The following is a 16569-nucleotide window of genomic DNA, read 5'->3' on the forward strand; positions in this document are numbered from 1 at the left end:
GGCTATGAGAATAGGACTAGACCATTCGGGGCCGACCCCGGCCCGATTGGGGGGACGCACCGTGGCAGACGCATGGCTGCCGGGAGCCGCACGCATGCCCGTACGAGTCGACGGCGGAGGAATGCAGGGAGGTGCGCCCCGGGTCGTCTGGTTCACCGGGGACCACGATCCCCGCTCCGTCTCCGCCCGCTCCGTGGCCGCCGACCTGGCCAAGCAGAACCGCCCGACGCACCTGGTCTGGCATCCCGGCACCGGCGAGGTCGTCCAGCTCCTCCCCGCCACCCGCGCCGCCCGGCTGCTCGCCGCCCCCGTGTGCCGTGAGGGCCGCACCTGCCTGCAGATCATGGTCGTCGGCCAGGCCCGCGTCCCGTTCACCGGCTCGCTGCTCACCGGCATCGACGGCATCATGCGCTGGCTGGACGCCTGGCACATCGCCCGCCGCTGGCCCGCCGGACCGCCGCTGCCGTCGCCGCAGTCGTACCACTCGCAGCGCAGCCGCCGCGACTGGGCCCGCGGCGGGCACTTCGGCGCCTCGCAGGCCCCGCTCGCCGAGCGCCCCGACCCGGGCGGCATCGACATCCGCCGCATCACCGGCCCGGACACGCCCGTCGCGCCCATCCCCCGGCCGCGCGCGCCGCTCCCCGAACCGTCCCTGCTGACCCGCACGGCGCCGCTCCCCGGCCCGGCACGCCCGCCGGCCGGTGACCCCGTCCCGGTCGGCGCGCGCTCCTAGCCGGCGAGCCCGCGGATCACCGCGCAGCCCGCCCGCAGCTCCGCCGGGCCCGCCGCCGTCCCGTACCCGATCACCAGCCCGGACGCGGCCGGCGGCCCGGCGGAGTGCTCCTCCAGCGTGTCCACCAGCACGCCCCGCGCCGCCGCCCGCGCCGCGACGTCCGCCGGATCCCCCGGGACGTCCACCACCAGGTGCAGGCCCGCGGTGTCGCCGTGCAGCCGCAGCCCGTCCAGCGCCCCCACGACCGCCGCCCGCCGCCGCGCGTACTCCCGGCTCATCCGGCGGACGTGCCGGTCGACGTCCCCGCGCTCCAGCAGCAGCCGCAGCGCCTCCTGCGGCACCACGGCGGTCCGGTCGTTCAGCTCCACCCGCCGCCGCGCGACCGCCGCGACCAGGTCGGGGCGCCCCACCAGCCACCCCACCCCCATGTCGACCGTGAGGATCTTCGACGTCGTCCCCAGGTACACCACGACCTCCGGGTCGAGCCCGTACAGCGCGGGCAGCGGCGCGACGTCGTACCGGAACTCGCCGTCGTAGTCGTCCTCGGCGATCAGCGCGCCCGTCCGCCGCGCCCACGCCAGCAGCGCCCGCCGCCGCGGCACCGGCAGCACCCCGCCCATCGGGAACTGGTGCGACGGCGTCGCGTACACCAGCCGCAGGTCGTCCGGCAGCGCCTCGACGACCAGCCCGTGCTCGTCCACCGGGCACGGCACCAGTTCGGCGCCCCGGCCCGCCAGCACCGCCCGCGCCCGCCGGTAGCCGGGGTCCTCCACGCCGACCCGGTCGCCCGGCCGCAGCACCGTCGCGGCCAGCAGGTCCAGCCCGTTCGTCGCGCCCCGCGTCACCAGGACGTCCTGGCAGCTCACCCCGCGGTTCCTGCGCACGTGCTCGGCCAGCGCCGCGCGCAGCCCCGGCAGCCCGCGCGGGTCCTGCCGCCGCCGCGGCGTCACCCCGGACGCCAGCCGCCACGCCCGCCGCCACGCCGGCGTGTCCAGCGCGCCCACCCACGGCAGCCCCGGCCGCAGGTCGATCACCCCCCGCTCCGGCTCGGGCTCCGCGGCCGGGACCCGTCCCGCGCCCGGCTCCGGGTCGGCCGTCACGCCGTCCGCGACGTAGGTGCCCGACCCGTGCCGCCCCTCCAGCCAGCCCTCCGCGTACAGCTGCTCGTACGCCTCCGTCACCACCGTCCGGCTCACCCCGAGCCGCACGGCCAGCGTCCGCGTCGCCGGCAGCCGATCCCCCGCCGCGAGCCGTCCGTCCCGCATCGCGCCCCGCAACTGCCCCGCGAGCTGCGCGTGCAGGGACTCGTCCGCGTCCCGGTCGACGACGAGGGGCAGCAAAGTGGTCTCTCCCTTTCGGCTCCGAGTGGCCCTGACGACCAGGCCACCGCCGACCTAGCGTAAACGGACATGGACCCGCTCTCCACGACGCCCCGCACCCGCCTCCGCCGCGTCCCCGAACGCTCGTCCGCCGACCGCGCCGACCTCTACGCGATCCTCGACGCCGCGCTGATCTGCCACCTCGGCGTCGTCGTCGACGGTTCCCCGCGCGTCGTCCCCACCGGCTTCGGCCGCCTCGGCGACACCCTCTACCTGCACGGCTCCTCCGGCGCCGCGAGCCTCCGGCACGGCCCGTCCCGCGACGTCTGCGTCACCGTCACCCACCTCGACGGCGTCGTCGTCGCCCGCTCCCTGTTCCACCACTCGCTGAACTACCGCAGCGCGGTCGTCTACGGCACCCCGACCGTCCTCGACGGCGACGACAAGCTCACCGGCCTCCGCGCCATCACCGAGAACCTCGCGCCCGGCCAGTGGGACACCGCCCGCCGCCCCACCCGCAAGGAGCTCGCGGCCACGACCGTCCTCGCCCTCCCCCTCGCCGAGGCGTCCGTCAAGATCCGGCAGGGGCCGCCCGCGGACGACCCCGAGGACCTCGCCCTCGACGTGTGGGCCGGCGTCGTGCCCGTCCGCCGGACGTTCCTGCCCCCGGTCCCCGACCCGACCCTGCGCCCCGGCATCGAGCCCCCGCCGCACATCGCGTCCCGGACGGCGTCCTGACACTCGATGCCCCGCGTGCTCGCGCATGGTCGTAAGGTGAAGGCCATGAACGAGCGGCTCGTATGGGTGGATTGTGAGATGACGGGGCTCGACCTGCGCAAGGACGCCCTGATCGAGATAGCCGCGCTGGTGACCGACAGCGAGCTGAACATCCTGGACGAGGGCGTCGACATCGTCATCAAGCCCCCGCCGGAGGCCGTCACGCAGATGACCAAGGTCGTCCGGGACATGCACACCGCCTCCGGCCTGCTCGACGTCCTCCCCGGCGGCGTCACGCTCGCCGAGGCGGAGAAGACCGTCCTCGACTACGTCCGCGGGCACGTCAAGGACGCCAACAAGGCCCCCCTGTGCGGCAACTCGATCGCCACCGACCGCTCGTTCCTCGCCCGGGACATGCCCGCCCTCGACGCCCACCTGCACTACCGCATGGTCGACGTCTCCTCCATCAAGGAGCTGTCCCGCCGCTGGTACCCCCGCGCGTACTTCGCCAGCCCGGAGAAGAAGGGCGGCCACCGCGCCCTCGCCGACATCACCGAGAGCATCCAGGAGCTGCGCTACTACCGCGCCGCGGTCTTCGTCCCCCAGCCGGGCCCCGACTCCGAGACCGCCCGCGCCATCGCCGCCGAGGTCTCCGGCTGACCCACTCCCGCGGACCCGCTACACTACTTGGAGCCGGACGAGTTCCGGCCACGGTGGGTGTAGCTCAGCTGGCAGAGCACTTGGTTGTGGTCCAAGATGTCGGGGGTTCAAGTCCCCTCACTCACCCCAGGCAGAAGCCCTGGTCACCGAGAAGGCGACCAGGGCTTCTCTGCGTCCGGTGCGAGTCGCCGCAGCGTCGCCCCACCCGAGCAGCGAGCAGAAGTCTCTACAATCGGCCGACCCATAAGCGCGACCTTCCTGAAGGACAAGGGCTGCACCGCGCCGATCCTGGTGGACCGCCAGGCATACAAGGGCCCCGGCCGGGGCACCGTCGGCCGGCCGGAGAAGGTCGATCTCACTGATCATGACCGCCGTCCTCGAATCGTTGTAGCGGCGCGGCGCGGGATTCAACCCTCCCACCTTCGCTCCGGGCTCTCCAACAGCCACCGTCAGGGTGTCTCGATCACACGGCACCCGGCGGCCCAATGCCCGGTCGCTTACTGTGCTGGTTTCGGGCGGGTGGGCGGATTAGGGTCTTCGGGTGGTTTTGAGGGCCGTTAAGCGGGCTTTGGTGGTGATCGGAGGGACGCTGCTCGTCGGGGCGTTCGGGGCGTGGGTGGATGAGGGGCTCGGGCGGGACTCGCTCGGTATGTTCATCGTCGTCGCCGGGGGGCTGGTGTGCGGAGGCGGGACGTTCTGGTACGTCGGCGACGAGTCCTCCGCAGGGTGCGCCGCGGCATTCGTCGGGGTGTTCGCGGGGCTCGCGTTCGGGGTGGGGCTGTCGCTGGAGTTCAACACCCGGCTGCTGCGCGAGCACGGTGTCGACGCCGCGTGCCGCTTCGAGCGGCGGCTGCCGCCGCCCGGCGAGAACGCCGTCCGGTGGCGGCTGCGGTGTCCGGACGGGCGGTCCGCCGACCTCACGACCGACCGGCTGACGAGGGACGCGGACGGGCTCGTCCCGGTCCGGTACGACCCACGGGGCCGGACGGACGCCGTCGAGGCGCACGTCTGGGAGGAGCGGCGCGGGAACCCTTGGCCCCGCCGGCTCCTGGTCGGCGGCGGGGCCGTGGTCGTGTGCCTGCCGGTCGCCGTGGCGCTGGCGCGGCCCCCGGGGGGCGGCGACGGGTGAGGCCGGTCAGGTGCGGGCGATCTTGCGGGGGAAGACGACGGCGGTCAGCCAGATCGCGAGGGCCATCAGGACCGTGCACCAGAGCAGGCCGATCCAGGCGTCCGAGCCCGGGGCGTGGCCGTTCATCAGCGCGCGGGACGCGTCGATGATCGGTGTCATCGGCTGGTGCTCGGCGACGGGGCGCAGCCAGGACGGCATGCTCTCGACGCGCGCGAAGCCGCTCGACACGTAGGGCAGGAAGAGCAGGACGAAGCCGTAGCCGTTCGCGGCCTCGGCCGACCCCGCCAGCATCCCGAGCATCGCGAACACGCACGTGATCATCAGGATCCAGACGGCGATGAGACCCACGGCGGCGAAGAACCGCGGGACGCTCGCGTCGGTGCGGAAGCCGACGGCGAAGCCCACGAGGATCACCACCGCGGTCGCCAGCATGTTGCGCACCATCGAGGACGCCGTGTGGCCGAGGAGCACGGTCACGGACGGGAACGGCATCGTGCGCAGCCGGTTCATGAACCCGGCGGTCATGTCGTTGCTGACCACGACGGACGTGTAGGACGCGCCGAAGCCCGCGGCGGTCAGCGCGATCGCCGGCATGACGAACGACAGGTACGCCTCGCGCCCGCCGCCCCCGCCGACGTCCATCGCGCCGCCGAGGACGTAGGTGAAGACCAGCATCAGCATGACGGGCAGCAGCACGGCCATCAGCAGGGACTCGCCGTCCCGGAAGGAGTGCCGGAGGCTGCGGACGGTGAAGACGTGCAGGCCGGTGAGGAAGCCGGCGCCGCGGGCGGGCGCGACGGGCGGCGCGGTCACGTGCGCGGCGGTCATGCTGCCTTCTTTCCGGTGAGCTGGAGGAACACCTCGTCGAGCGTGGGGCGGCGGACGGTGACCTGGACGTCGGGACGTGCGGCGGCCAGGGCGGCGAGGTGCCGGGAGACCTCGGCGGCGGAGCCCCGGGTGGCGATCTCCTCGACGACGCGGCCGTGGCCGTCGTGTACCTGGATGGTCGAGCCGCCCACGCGCTCCTTGAGCTGGGACGCGGTGCCGTCGGCGACGATGCGGCCGCCGTTCAGGACCAGGATCCGCTCGGCGAGGACGTCGGCCTCCTCGAGGTACTGGGTGGTGAGGAAGATCGACGTGCCGCCGGCGGCGAGCGCGGTGATCTCGTCCCACAGCGCCCGCCGGCTGCGGGTGTCCAGGCCGGTGGTGGGCTCGTCGAGGAAGATCAGCCGGGGGTGGGCGATGAGGCTCACCGCGATGTCGAGCTTGCGGCGCATGCCGCCGGAGTAGGTTCCGACGAGCCGGCCCGCCGCCTTCGCGAGGTCGAAGCGGTCGAGCAGGTCGGCGGCGCGGGAGGCGGCGGCGCGGCGGGAGAGGCCGAAGAGCCGCCCCATCATGAGCAGGTTCTCGGTCCCGCTGAGCCGGACGTCCACGGCGGCGTACTGCCCGGTCAGCGAGATCAGGCGCTGGAGTTCCTTCCGGTCGCGGCGGACGTCCAGGCCGAGCACGCGGGCGGCGCCGGAGTCGAAGGGCGTCAGCGTGGACAGGATGTTGACCAGCGTGGTCTTGCCCGCGCCGTTGGGGCCGAGGAGCGCGTGGACGCCCGGGGGGAGCCGCAGGTCGAGGCCCTTGAGCACGTCGTGCTTCCCGAAGCCCTTGGTGAGCCCGTCGAGCTCGACGAGATGTTCTGTGTATCGCATACACTGAGTATGACATACACCGTTTATGACGTACACAGATGCGGAGGTGAGAGCATCGGGGCCATGGGAGAGACCACCGAGACCGGCCTGCCGCGCGCCGTCGCGATCGCCTGGGGCGTCCACGACGTCCCGCAGCGCGGCCCGAGCCGGGGGCTGACGCACGAGCGGATCGTGGCCGCCGCGATCGAGATCGCCGACGCGCACGGGCTCGGGGCCGTGACCATGCAGGCGGTGGCGAAGTCGCTCGACTTCACCACCATGTCGCTCTACCGGTACGTGTCCAGCAAGGACGAGCTCCTGCGCCTCATGCAGGACGCCGCGGTCACCATGCCCGAGAAGGTCGAGCTGCCGGACGACTGGCGCGACGCCCTGCGGGTGTGGGCGGACCTGGTCCGGGACGCCTACCGCGCCCACCCCTGGGCGCTCGAACTCCCGCGCGGGCAGACCGCCGTCCTCATGCCCCGCACGATCCGCACCGCCGACCTCGGGCTCGCGGCGATGGCGGGCCTCGACCTGTCCGACGGCGAGAAGGTCGGCGCCATCCTCCTCATCTCCCAGCACGTCGCCGCGATGGTGGAGCTGGAGCGGTCGCTCGCGGCCGAGGGCGGCGTCGTCGCCACGCCGGAAGGGGTGGAGATGCTGCGCCGCGCCATCACCCCCGACCGCTTCCCGCACATCGCCGGGGTCATGGCCGCCGGGGGCTACATCGTCGACGCCCCCGCGCACCCGGACGACCCCGAGGGCGTGGACGCCGAGTACGCCTTCGGCCTCGACCTGCTCATCGCCGGCCTGGAGTCCCTCGAACGCCGCGGCCGGGAGTAGCCGTCACGGCCGGACGAACGGGGGCAGCGACCGGCGCCGGGCGCCGAGCAGCGCCGCCAGCGTGAACGAGTCGGTCAGTTCGCCGTCGTCCTGGAGGTCGTCGAGGGCGCAGGGGTCGAACAGGGCGACGCTCTCGATGCCCTCGTCGGCGGCGGCGCGGCGGGGCGCGTCGACGCGGGCCCAGAACAGGTCGGCCGCGCCGCCCGTGATGCCGGTGTCGGCGTGGACCCGCCCCAGCGGCGTCAGGTCCCGCGCGGTCGCCCCGATCTCCTCGCGGAGTTCGCGCCGGGCCGTGTCCGCCGCGGACTCGCCCGGGCAGGCGAAGCCCCGGGGGATCTCCCAGTGCCACCGCCGGGTCGCATGGCGGAAGTGCCGGACGAGGACGACCCGGTCGCCGCACACGGGGAGGACGGCGGCGCCCGCGCCGCCCGCCGTCGGCAGGATGCGGACGTGACCGCCGACGGAGCCGTCCGGGAACTCCACCGCGTCGCGCACGACGGTGATGTAGGGGTCGCGGTAGCGGACGCCGTACGGGCCGCCGCCGGCCGGCGCGGACGGCAGGAGCCGCACGGGCGCGCCGGGCGGTTCGGCGAACGCCTCCGGCCGCTCCCGCCGGAGGCGCTCGTACGCGGCGGCCGGGTCGTCGCTCACTCCGCCTCGCGCGACTGGTCGGCCCCGTTCTGCGCCGGGTCGATCCGGGTGCCGTGCGCCGCGAGCCAGTCGATGATCTTCTGCGCCTCGCGGGCGGGATCGTCCATTCGCAAGTCCATGATCTGCGCGGTGTTCTCGATGCGGTGGCGGGCCCGGGACTCCAGCAGCCGGCCGAGCCCGAGCCGGACGGTGACGCGCGCGGCCCGGCCGAGCGCCATCGCCGCGGCGTCGCCGACGACCTCGTACCCGATCGCGTGGTCGTTCATGTAGACCACGTTGATCGTCACCGCGCCGATGTCGATGGCCAGCTCCGCCAGCCCCCGGAACCGGCGGCCGGCGCCGTCCTGCCAGTTGGCGGCGTGGATCTCCTCGGCCTTCTCCAGCATCGCGACGTACGCGCCGGTGACCGCGGCGGCGCCGCCCGCGTCGGACGCGACGTCCTCCACGGAGGCGGTGCCGAGCAGCCCGGCGAAGGTGTCGCGGTACACCCGCCACTCGCGTTCCGCGCGCACCTCGCGGATGTCCGCCAGGGTCAGCCGGTCGAGGCTCGGCACCCGCTCCAGCAGGCCCTGCACGCTCTCGAAGGTCAGGTCGCGGATCATCCGGACGACCTGGTCGGCGTCGGTGCCGGCGAGGGCCCGCCGCCCGGTCCGCGACCGGTCGGCGATGCCCTCCTGCAGCGCCGTGCGGCGCGGCGACCCGCCGGGGGTGATGGCGTACACGTCGATCGCGTCGGCGAGGTTCGTGCTGTACTTCAGGTCGAGCAGCTGCTTCAGCGGCGCGACGTGCGGCAGGTTCCGGTCGTACTCGCGGGCCGCGACGTCGCCGCCCTCGCCGACGATGAACCGCTCGTAGAGCATCTGCCGGGTCACCGGGATCCCGCTGTTGGTGCGCTCGAACGCCCACGCGGCCACCTCCCTGAGGTGGCCGCACACCGCGTCGGCCTCCTCCTCGCCCAGCCCGAGGTCGCGCCGCAGGGACGGCGCGCGGAACTTCCCGAGCCGGGTGAGGAAGTTCTCGAAGCCGTCGCTCATCTGCAGGACGAGCTCCGAGTACGCCGCGTCGTCCCAGGCGAGGCGGAGGCACGACATGGGGGTGGTCTCCGCGACGGCCCGCCATCCCTCGAACCCCTCGGTCACGTGGAACGCCGGGGCGGTCCGCGGGACGGGCGACGTCTCGTCCATGAGGAACGGAATGATCGTCCCGTCGGCCAGCAGGGCGCGGAACGCCTTCCGGTCGAGGCCGTCCCGGACGAAGTCCCGGTACACGATCGCGCTGTTGTACAGGTACGCCCGGTTGACGATGACCTTCTCGGTGTTCAGCAGCGCCCGCAGGTACTCGCGCCGCGCCCGGCGCCGCTGCTCGGCGGCGATCGCCCCGGTGACCCGCCCGGCCCGCAGCGCCCTGGCGAGCAGCTCGTCGTCCAGCCAGTGGTTGTCCAGCGACTGCGGCACGGCGGTGATCGTCCCGGCGAGGTCGCCGGCGCCGAGTTGCTCGAAGGAGACGTCCCCTTCGTGGTGCGCGACCATGTACGGCTCCTCAGTCGACGGTCCTGTCCCTCATCAGACGCCGTGAATGATCCACATGGTTCGGTATCCGCCGCAAGAGTCATGCGGCGCGTGCGGCCCGGCGCGGCACGGGACGGACGGCGGCGGTGAGGACGGCGGCCGCGAGGAGCGCCGCGGCCAGGCCCGCGACGAGCGGCGGGGGCGGGCCGCCGGGGGCGGCGCCCAGGAAGTCCAGCGGCGCGAGGCCGTTGAACGCCCCGTACCACAGCGGCGGGTAGACGGCCTGGAACACGCGCGGCGTGCGGCTCACCCGCCCGGCGGCCAGCGCCAGCGACGGGATCAGCAGCGCGCCCCCGAGCCAGGCGGACGCCCCGTCCGTGTCGGCGGCCGCGACCATGCGGGCCAGCGGGGCGAGCCCCAGCAGCACCGTGACCGCGAACCCGGCCGTCCACTCGGCGAGCAGCCGCCGGACCGGGGACGGGTACGCGCCGAGGAGCCCCTCGACGCCGGCGAGCCGGGGGCGGGTGCCGAGCCGCGACCACAGCAGGACCGGCCACACCCAGGCCAGCGGCAGGGCGACCGGCGCGACCGCGTCGGACGGGACGGCGAGCGCGGTCGCCGACAGGCCCGCCGCGACCAGCCACCACCACCGGTTCGCGTCCCGCAGGACGAGCGCCAGCTCGCCCGCGAGCAGCCTGCCGAACGTCCCCCCGCGGACGGGCGCGGCGGCGGGCAGCCCGCGGTAGGCGTACGCGGGCTCGGGGGCCGGCTCCCGCACCGGAGCCGCGCCGGCGGCCCCGCGCAGGGCCTCCGCCAACCCCCGGCGGGGACGTCCGCGGGCGGGGTCGAACCGGGCGAACCAGAGGGCGGGCAGCAGCGCCGCGACGACGGCCGCCAGCGTGAGGGACGCGCGCCCGGCGAGGAACCCGGGCGTGAGCGCGAAGCCGTCCCACGGGAACGCCTCCAGCGGCTCGGGCACCTCCGTCAGGCCGAGGCTGAACGAGTACCCGGACCGCCACAGGCCCCGCTCGACCATCGTGGCGCGCAGGCCGTCGACGACGTGCCGGGCGCCGAGCAGGTCGAACGGCGCGCGCTCGGACACGCCCGCGAGGACGCCGGCCATCCACACGAAGAACCAGCCGACGTTCCCGACGCCGCCCCGCAGCACGGGGACCGTCTCCGACAGCAGCGCCGCCGCGGCCGTGACGGCCACCGCCGGCAGCGCGATCACGGCGAACGGGACGAGCAGCGCGACGGGGTCGACCCACCGGTCCTCGCCCCGCGCGACCTGCATCACCGCCGCCGTCACCGCGAGGACGGCCACCATCGAGCCGAGCACCATCGCGTTCGCCAGCCACTTCCCGGCCAGGTAGGCGGTGGTGCGCAGCGGCGACGCGGCGAGCAGCCGCCCCACCCCGGTGCGCTCGTCGCGGCCCACCGCGCCCCGCACGACGTAGAAGCCGCCGAGCGTCAGCCACAGCGCGCTCGCCAGCGCCGTCGCCGTCCCGACGTAGGCGCTGCCGTAGACGCCGCGGTGCTCCCCGATGTACATGATCACCAGGCGCCCGCCGGGGTCCGGGACCGCCAGGTAGCCGAGGCCGACCGCCGCCAGCAGCGTCACCGCGTAGGCGGGGCGGCGCACCCGGTCGCGGACGTCGCCGAGGGCCGTCCCGCCGATCGCGCGGAGCGTCATCGGACGCCTCCCGCCGCGAAGCCCGCCGGTGCGTGCAGCAGCCCGAGGTACACGTCCTCGAGGTCGGGCTCGGCGGGCGACGCGCCGGGGCCGGGCGGCGCGTCCGCGACGACCCGCAGGTGGACGCCGTTCGCCGTCCGCGCCATCCGGCCGACCGGGTACCGCGCGCGGAGCGCGTCGGCCTCCGGCGGCGACACGAGCAGTTCCCACACGCGGCCCCGCTGCGACCGGATCAGCTCCTCCGCCGGGCCCCGGCGCAGCAGCCGCCCCGCCGCGACGATCGCGATGTCGGACGCCGCCGCCTCGACGTCGGAGACGATGTGCGTCGACAGCATGACCACCCGGTCGGCGGCGAGGTCGGCGAGCATCGCGCGGAACCGCGCCCGCTCCTGCGGGTCGAGGCCCGCCGTCGGCTCGTCCACGACGATCACCTTCGGGTCGGCGAGCAGCGCCTGCGCGATGCCGACGCGGCGCAGCATGCCGCCGGAGTAGCCGCCGAGCGGCCGCTTCGCCGCCCCGGTGAGGTTCACCGTCTCCAGCAGCTCGTCGATGCGGGCCCGCGCCGAGCGCCGCGACAGCCCCTTCGCCGCCGCCAGGTACCCGAGGAACTCGCGCGCCGTCAGGTTCGGGTAGACACCGAAGTCCTGCGGCAGGTAGCCGAGGTTCCGCCGCAGCGCGTCCGGGTCGGCGACCGCGTCGGCGCCCTCGAACAGCACCCGCCCCGACGTCGGGCGGGTCACGGTCGCGGCGATCCGCATCAGCGACGACTTGCCCGCGCCGTTCGGGCCGAGCAGCCCGACCAGTCCCGGGCCGAGCCGTAGCGTCACGCCGTCCACGGCCCGCTTGCCGCCCCGGTACACCTTCGTCACGTCCAGCAGTTCGAACACCGTCACTCCCCCGGCCCGCGCAGGTCCGTCGGCTCCCCGTCGCGCAGCACCCGGACGCCCCGGGGCACCTCGACCCGGAACCGCGCGTCGCAGTTCGCGAAGCCGGTGCAGGTCGCGTCCATCTCGAGGGCGCCGCCCTCGAGCCGCCACCACGCGTCCGACCAGGGGCTCCGGTCGTCGAACCAGCGGGTGACCTCGACATCTCGCCGGTCGGCCGCGACCACGTCCGTCGGGACGTCGTGCGCCCGCACGTCCAGCGTCGTCCCGGCGAACGCGAACGTCCGGCTCACCGGGTCGGCCTTGTCGGCGTCCGCGACGCAGCCCCCGGTGGCCCCGGCCGCCGCCACCACGAGCGCGAACACCGCGAGCGGGCCGGTCTTTCGTGAAACCATCGAAACCCTCCTGAAGTGCCGAGCCGATCGGCACTCCACAAGGCTCCGGCCCGCACGGGGGCCGCCACATCTCCCGTTCGGCAGAGATCCCGGAGTCAGTCCCGGGCCCGGACGGCGGGCAGCACGCACACGACCGACCAGCCGTCCCCGTCGGGCCCGGCCGCCAGCGTCCCGCCGTGCGCCCGGACGCGCGCGTCCAGCTCGGCGAGCCCGGTGCCGCCCCGCCTCCGCCCCCGGCCCGGCATCCCGCCCCGGCCGCCCGCGCCGCCGTCGTCGCCGACCCGCAGCTCCACACCGTCCGGCACCGCCGCCACCGCCACCCGCACCCGCGTCGCCCGCCGCGCGTGCCGCCGGACGTTCGTCAGCGCCTCGAGCACCAGCCGGTACGCCGTCCCGTCCGCCTCGCGCGAGAGGCGTCCGGGCAGCGCCGGGTCCATGTCCAGCTCCGCGTGCGGCACCCCGGTCCCGCCGAACCGCCCCACCAGCTCCGGCAGATCGCCCAGCCCGTACAGGCGGGTCGGCGGCAGATCGCCGGACGGGCCCTCGTCGCGCAGCGCCCGCAGCGTCTCGTCCATCGAGTCGAGGGCCCGCAGCGCCGCCTCCTCGATCCGCCGCTGCACCCCCCGCGACCCGTCCGCGTCCAGGTCCCGCAACTGCGCGGCCTGCGCCTCCAGCACGATCCCCGTCACCTCGTGGGCGACGAAGTCGTGCAGGTCCCGCGCCAGCGCGAGCCGCTGCGACCGCCGCGCCTCCGCGACCGCCCGCACCCGCCGCCCGTCCAGGTCTCGCAGGTACAGGCCGACCCCGATCGCGCACCCCGCCAGGAACATGAACATCACCGACCCGACCGCCAGCGCCTCCACCCGCGCGGGCATCGGCGACCGCAGCGCCGCCCGCGCCGCCAGCCCCAGCGTCGCCGCCGTCAGCGCCGCCGCCAGGACGGCCGCGCCGCGCGGCGGCTCCCGCCGCACCACCCGTCCGATCAGCACCAGCAGCGCCGGGACCTCCACCGCGGCGTACACCCCGATCGGCGCCTGCGGCCCCCGGTACACCGCGCTCGCCGCCAGCGACACCGCCACCGTCACCGCCAGCACCGCGCCGAGCCGCACCCCCCGGTACGGCCACCGCGCCAGCACCGCGCCCGCCGCCACCGCCGCCGGGACCGACGCCACCGGCCCGTACGGCGGCACCGCGAACCCCGACGCCGCGACCACCGCCGCCACCGCCGCGGCGCCGAGCACCCGCGCCCCCGGCCTAACGCCCCGCATAACCCATCTCCCAGGCGTGCATCGCGACCCCCACCCGGTTCTTCGCCCCGAGCTTGCGCTGGATCGCCGCCAGATGCGTCTTCACCGTCCCCGGCGAGATGAACAGCTCCGCCGCGATGTCGGCGTTGCTCTTGCCCTGCGCGACCTGCCCGGCGATCTCCTTCTCCCGCTCCGTCAGCGGCTCCCGGGGCGGGTCCGGCCGCCGCGCCGGCTCCGTCACGTGCCGCAGCAGCCGCACGGTGACCGACGGGCTGATCAGGCTCTCCCCGCCCACCGCCGCCCGCACCGCCTCGATCAGCAGCGCCGGCCCCGACCGCTTCAGCACGAACCCGGACGCGCCGTGCCGCAGCGCCGGATAGACGTACTCGTCCAGGTCGAACGTCGTCAGGATCACCACCCGGACCCGCACGTCCGCGTCCGGCCCCGCGAGCCGCCGCGTCACCTCGATGCCGTCCAGCCCGGGCATCCGCACGTCCACGAGCGCCACGTCCGGCCGCAGCCGTCCCGCCAGCCGCAGCGCCTCGACGCCGTCCGCGGCCTCCCCCACCACCTCGATGCCCGGATCGCTCCCGAGGATGTCCCGCACCCCGCGGCGCACCATCTCCTGATCGTCGGCGATCAGCACCCGGATCGTCATCTCCCCCGGCCCCTTTCGGACATCGCACCAGGATCCCGTCCCGACGCCGGTACCGCATCTCCCGTTCGGCAGAGATCGCCGCAGGTCCCGCCCGGGTCCATCGACTATGGATCACCGGCCGGTTATGCTCCGTCTTCATACCTGTCGACGACACCCCAAGGGCAACGGATGAGTGTCGATGAAACGGCCCCCCTGCGCGTGCTCGTGGTGGACGGCGACGCCCGGGCACGCGCCGACGTGATCGCCCTGCTGGAAGCCAGCGACGAACTCTCCGTCGTCGCCGACGCCGCCGCCGGGACCGACGCCCTCGCCCTCGCCGAACGCCTCCGCCCCGACATCGTCCTCGTGGACGCCGCCGCGGCCCGCCTCTCCTCCGCCCTCGCCCGCACCGCCCGCGTGTTCGTCCTCGCCGCACCCGGCGACGGCGCCGCCGCGGCCGCCGTCCGCGACGGCGCCTGCGGCCACCTCGTCCCCGGCGCCTTCACCGCGCAGGACCTGATCCGCGGCGTCCGCGACGCCTCCCGCGTCTCCCTCGGCCTCTCCGCCCGCGAAGCCGAGGTCATGGACCTCATCGCCACCGGCCGCTCCAACGGCGAGATCGCCCGCCAGCTCTTCCTCAGCGAGAAGACGATCAAGAACCACGTCAACCGCATCTACGCCAAGCTCGGCGTCAGCTCCCGCGCCACCGCCATCGCCCTGTGGCGCGGCATGATGAGCGTCATGCCGGCCAAGGACTGAACCGATTCGCACTGGTCCGCAGGGGCTGATACTGTTCTTCCTGTCGCCAGGGACACCGGCCAAGGCCGGAGCCCCGATCGACAGGCGCCGTTAGCTCAATTGGCAGAGCAGCGGACTCTTAATCCGCGGGTTCGGGGTTCAAGTCCCTGACGGCGCACCCCGCATCACCAGGGCATTCGCAGCGAAAAGCGGATGCCCATCATCTTTTTCGGCCCCCTCCGGGCCACCGCGGGTTCACCAGGAGAAGCGCCGCCGATACCGGCAAGGCTTGCCCGGCCCGTCCGGTCTGCGGCTCTTTCGTCTTCTCCGCCAATCGTCAGGCGAACATGCCGGGCACCGCGAACCCCAGGAACAGCACTCCGATGAACAGGAGCATCCCGTTTTCCAAAAGGGACCTCACCATGTTCCCTCGGGTGAAAATGAGCATGACCTGCGGCTTGTGCGCCATGTACACCACAGGCACTTCCTTCCCCGGCTCCAGCTTCGCGTCCATGCGCACGATCGGCTTGCAGGCCACCCGGTCGCCGTGCTCGCCCGCGAACGCGATGATCGGCGCCCACCGCGTTCCCGCATCGGCCGGGGTCACCGCGTGGTCGACCACGACGCCGGACGTGCGAATGCCGCGCCGCCATAGCCGCAGCACGTTCACGACGTCCCGCAGATAGGCCGCGAGACAGCCCGCCCCGACCATCCCGATGATCACAATAGGGATCAATTCGCCCACGCCCCGCCCCCTGCGCCTCACGGCTCTCAAAGGGTTAGGACGTCGGCGGATACTTCGAAGTTCGCGTCCCGTTCCCCGCGGGGACGACGGGCGCGCCCGCGGTGATTCAGCCGAGGGCGGTGACGGCGGCGGCCAGTTCGTCGGGAATCGAGAGGAACGGCGAGTGGGAGGCGTCGAGCCGGACGACGGACATCGGGGCGTCCGGGAAGGCCGCGTCGGCCTCGGCGATGAACCTCGCCTGGAGGGACGGCCCGATCGCCGCGTCCTTCGCGCACACGAGGTACGTGCGCCGCACCGATCCCCAGCCGTCGCGGGTCAGGGCGGTGGTGCCGAGCATGATGCCCGTCGGGCCGTCGGGCGTCAGCAGGCCGGTGGCGGCGTCGGCGAGGACCGGGTCCACGTCCCCGTAGAACGCCTCGCGGAGCCGCCGCCGGTAGTCCGCGTCGTCCGTGGCGAGGTCCAGCCGGAGCGCGCCGATCCGGGCCGGGTCGCCCCGCAGCAGCGGCGCGACCTGGTCGCCGGCGGCTTCGGGCGTCCGCGTGTAGGCCGCGGCCGGCACGCCGGAGGCCGGCATGTACGCGGAAAGGTACACCGCGTGCGCGATCAGTTCGGGCGTCTGCTGGGCCACTCGCGTCAGGACGGGCCCGGCCGCGCTGTGCGCGACGACGGTGACCGGCTCGCCGCCGCCGATCCGCGTGACCTGGGACGTCAGCAGCTCGGCCGCGTCGTCGAGGCGCACGTCCGCGACCGGCGACACCTCCGTGCCGACCTTCCCGGGGTCGTACGGTCCGGTGGACCAGCGAGGACGGCGGGCGTACAGCCCGTGCCCCGCCATGTCCACCGCGACGGCCGCGCGGCCCGCGGCCACCACGTGGGGGACGACTTCGCTCCAGCACCAGGAGCCGTGCCAGAAACCGTGGACGAAGACCAGCGTGGAGGTGGGGGACATCGATTCTCCCTGGTGGCGTCTACGCCGAGGACGAAACGGACG

At 74.5% G+C, this 16569-nt stretch carries 18 protein-coding genes and 2 tRNA genes; 8 read left to right on the top strand and 12 right to left on the bottom strand.

Annotation, left to right across the window (positions count from 1 at the left end; translation table 11 throughout):
• The first annotated feature begins 94 nt into the window (after positions 1-94).
• A complete protein-coding gene (locus H505_RS39615; RefSeq protein WP_084549804.1) occupies positions 95-733 on the top strand; it encodes a hypothetical protein in 639 nt (212 codons plus the stop codon).
• Here the strand turns inward: H505_RS39615 and pdxR are convergent.
• Entirely contained in the window at positions 730-2073 is a 1344-nt protein-coding gene (gene pdxR, locus H505_RS0103360; protein WP_026400834.1) for a MocR-like pyridoxine biosynthesis transcription factor PdxR, read from the bottom strand. The two genes, H505_RS39615 and pdxR, sit on opposite strands and share 4 nt — an antisense overlap.
• A 69-nt stretch (positions 2074-2142) precedes the next feature.
• Between pdxR and H505_RS0103365 the strand changes: the two genes are divergently transcribed.
• The 4 genes from H505_RS0103365 to H505_RS47265 all read left to right on the top strand — a co-directional run bounded on the left by H505_RS0103365 (position 2143) and on the right by H505_RS47265 (position 4558).
• Positions 2143-2790 (top strand): pyridoxamine 5'-phosphate oxidase family protein, encoded by a 648-nt coding sequence (locus H505_RS0103365; protein WP_026400835.1) that lies wholly within the window; start codon positions 2143-2145, stop codon positions 2788-2790.
• Positions 2791-2835: 45 nt separating this feature from the next.
• Positions 2836-3429: an oligoribonuclease gene (orn, locus tag H505_RS0103370; RefSeq protein WP_026400836.1), complete on the top strand. Its 594-nt coding sequence runs from the start codon at positions 2836-2838 to the stop codon at positions 3427-3429.
• Positions 3430-3482: 53 nt separating this feature from the next.
• A tRNA-His gene (locus H505_RS0103375) sits at positions 3483-3558 on the top strand.
• A 442-nt stretch (positions 3559-4000) separates the two neighbouring features.
• Positions 4001-4558 (top strand): hypothetical protein, encoded by a 558-nt coding sequence (locus H505_RS47265; RefSeq protein WP_157432888.1) that lies wholly within the window; start codon positions 4001-4003, stop codon positions 4556-4558.
• Between the two features lie 6 nt (positions 4559-4564).
• On the opposite strand, the gene H505_RS39625 is transcribed toward H505_RS47265, so the two are convergent.
• Positions 4565-5386, bottom strand: a complete 822-nt coding sequence (locus tag H505_RS39625) for an ABC transporter permease (RefSeq protein WP_034516503.1) — start codon at positions 5384-5386, stop codon at positions 4565-4567.
• Positions 5383-6258: an ATP-binding cassette domain-containing protein gene (locus H505_RS0103390; protein ID WP_026400838.1), complete on the bottom strand. Its 876-nt coding sequence runs from the start codon at positions 6256-6258 to the stop codon at positions 5383-5385. The genes H505_RS39625 and H505_RS0103390 overlap by 4 nt, the downstream gene beginning before the upstream one ends.
• A 63-nt stretch (positions 6259-6321) precedes the next feature.
• On the opposite strand from H505_RS0103390, the gene H505_RS0103395 reads away from it, so the two are divergent.
• The gene (locus tag H505_RS0103395) at positions 6322-7080 is read left to right on the top strand and encodes a TetR/AcrR family transcriptional regulator (protein WP_026400839.1); all 759 of its coding nucleotides are present in this window, start codon (positions 6322-6324) and stop codon (positions 7078-7080) included.
• 3 nt (positions 7081-7083) lie between these two features.
• On the opposite strand, the gene H505_RS50500 is transcribed toward H505_RS0103395, so the two are convergent.
• The 7 genes from H505_RS50500 to H505_RS0103430 form a co-directional block, all read right to left on the bottom strand.
• On the bottom strand, positions 7084-7731 hold the full coding sequence (locus tag H505_RS50500; RefSeq protein WP_051300150.1) for an NUDIX hydrolase: 648 nt from the start codon (positions 7729-7731) through the stop codon (positions 7084-7086).
• Positions 7728-9260 carry a hypothetical protein gene (locus tag H505_RS50505; RefSeq protein WP_026400840.1) on the bottom strand — a complete coding sequence of 511 codons (1533 nt, stop codon included), beginning with the start codon at positions 9258-9260 and terminating at the stop codon, positions 7728-7730. The genes H505_RS50500 and H505_RS50505 overlap by 4 nt, the downstream gene beginning before the upstream one ends.
• 79 nt (positions 9261-9339) lie before the next feature.
• Positions 9340-10932: a hypothetical protein gene (locus tag H505_RS0103410; protein WP_026400841.1), complete on the bottom strand. Its 1593-nt coding sequence runs from the start codon at positions 10930-10932 to the stop codon at positions 9340-9342.
• Entirely contained in the window at positions 10929-11819 is an 891-nt protein-coding gene (locus H505_RS0103415; protein WP_026400842.1) for an ATP-binding cassette domain-containing protein, read from the bottom strand. The genes H505_RS0103410 and H505_RS0103415 overlap by 4 nt, the downstream gene beginning before the upstream one ends.
• 2 nt (positions 11820-11821) lie before the next feature.
• Positions 11822-12211: a hypothetical protein gene (locus tag H505_RS0103420; RefSeq protein WP_026400843.1), complete on the bottom strand. Its 390-nt coding sequence runs from the start codon at positions 12209-12211 to the stop codon at positions 11822-11824.
• A 95-nt stretch (positions 12212-12306) separates the two neighbouring features.
• Positions 12307-13479, bottom strand: a complete 1173-nt coding sequence (locus H505_RS39635) for a sensor histidine kinase (protein WP_084549810.1) — start codon at positions 13477-13479, stop codon at positions 12307-12309.
• Positions 13466-14116, bottom strand: coding sequence for a response regulator (locus H505_RS0103430; protein WP_026400844.1), 651 nt, complete (start codon positions 14114-14116; stop codon positions 13466-13468). The genes H505_RS39635 and H505_RS0103430 overlap by 14 nt, the downstream gene beginning before the upstream one ends.
• 168 nt (positions 14117-14284) lie before the next feature.
• Here H505_RS0103430 and H505_RS0103435 point away from each other — a divergent pair, with 168 nt between their 5' ends.
• Positions 14285-14854 (top strand): response regulator transcription factor, encoded by a 570-nt coding sequence (locus H505_RS0103435; protein WP_026400845.1) that lies wholly within the window; start codon positions 14285-14287, stop codon positions 14852-14854.
• Positions 14855-14938: 84 nt separating this feature from the next.
• Positions 14939-15011: transfer RNA gene (locus H505_RS0103440), tRNA-Lys, on the top strand.
• A 159-nt stretch (positions 15012-15170) separates the two neighbouring features.
• Here the strand turns inward: H505_RS0103440 and H505_RS0103445 are convergent.
• The gene (locus H505_RS0103445; protein ID WP_157432891.1) at positions 15171-15578 is read right to left on the bottom strand and encodes a DUF3592 domain-containing protein; all 408 of its coding nucleotides are present in this window, start codon (positions 15576-15578) and stop codon (positions 15171-15173) included.
• A gap of 106 nt (positions 15579-15684) precedes the next feature.
• On the bottom strand, positions 15685-16527 hold the full coding sequence (locus H505_RS0103450; protein ID WP_026400847.1) for an alpha/beta fold hydrolase: 843 nt from the start codon (positions 16525-16527) through the stop codon (positions 15685-15687).
• Between the last annotated feature and the right edge of the window lie 42 nt (positions 16528-16569).

The organism is Actinomadura rifamycini DSM 43936, assembly GCF_000425065.1.
Lineage (GTDB): Bacteria > Actinomycetota > Actinomycetes > Streptosporangiales > Streptosporangiaceae > Spirillospora > Spirillospora rifamycini.

Excerpts from the sequence above, each read along its gene's own strand:
- H505_RS39625 (WP_034516503.1), bottom strand. The coding sequence starts at position 5,386 with ATGACCGCCGCGCACGTGACCGCGCCGCCCGTCGCGCCCGCCCGCGGC.
- H505_RS0103390 (WP_026400838.1), bottom strand. The coding sequence starts at position 6,258 with ATGCGATACACAGAACATCTCGTCGAGCTCGACGGGCTCACCAAGGGC.
- H505_RS0103430 (WP_026400844.1), bottom strand. The coding sequence starts at position 14,116 with ATGACGATCCGGGTGCTGATCGCCGACGATCAGGAGATGGTGCGCCGC.
- H505_RS0103410 (WP_026400841.1), bottom strand. The coding sequence starts at position 10,932 with ATGACGCTCCGCGCGATCGGCGGGACGGCCCTCGGCGACGTCCGCGAC.
- H505_RS0103365 (WP_026400835.1), top strand. The coding sequence starts at position 2,143 with ATGGACCCGCTCTCCACGACGCCCCGCACCCGCCTCCGCCGCGTCCCC.
- orn (WP_026400836.1), top strand. The coding sequence starts at position 2,836 with ATGAACGAGCGGCTCGTATGGGTGGATTGTGAGATGACGGGGCTCGAC.
- H505_RS0103435 (WP_026400845.1), top strand. The coding sequence starts at position 14,285 with ATGAGTGTCGATGAAACGGCCCCCCTGCGCGTGCTCGTGGTGGACGGC.
- H505_RS0103395 (WP_026400839.1), top strand. The coding sequence starts at position 6,322 with ATGGGAGAGACCACCGAGACCGGCCTGCCGCGCGCCGTCGCGATCGCC.
- H505_RS39635 (WP_084549810.1), bottom strand. The coding sequence starts at position 13,479 with ATGCGGGGCGTTAGGCCGGGGGCGCGGGTGCTCGGCGCCGCGGCGGTG.
- H505_RS50505 (WP_026400840.1), bottom strand. The coding sequence starts at position 9,260 with ATGGTCGCGCACCACGAAGGGGACGTCTCCTTCGAGCAACTCGGCGCC.
- H505_RS39615 (WP_084549804.1), top strand. The coding sequence starts at position 95 with ATGCCCGTACGAGTCGACGGCGGAGGAATGCAGGGAGGTGCGCCCCGG.
- H505_RS0103450 (WP_026400847.1), bottom strand. The coding sequence starts at position 16,527 with ATGTCCCCCACCTCCACGCTGGTCTTCGTCCACGGTTTCTGGCACGGC.
- H505_RS0103420 (WP_026400843.1), bottom strand. The coding sequence starts at position 12,211 with ATGGTTTCACGAAAGACCGGCCCGCTCGCGGTGTTCGCGCTCGTGGTG.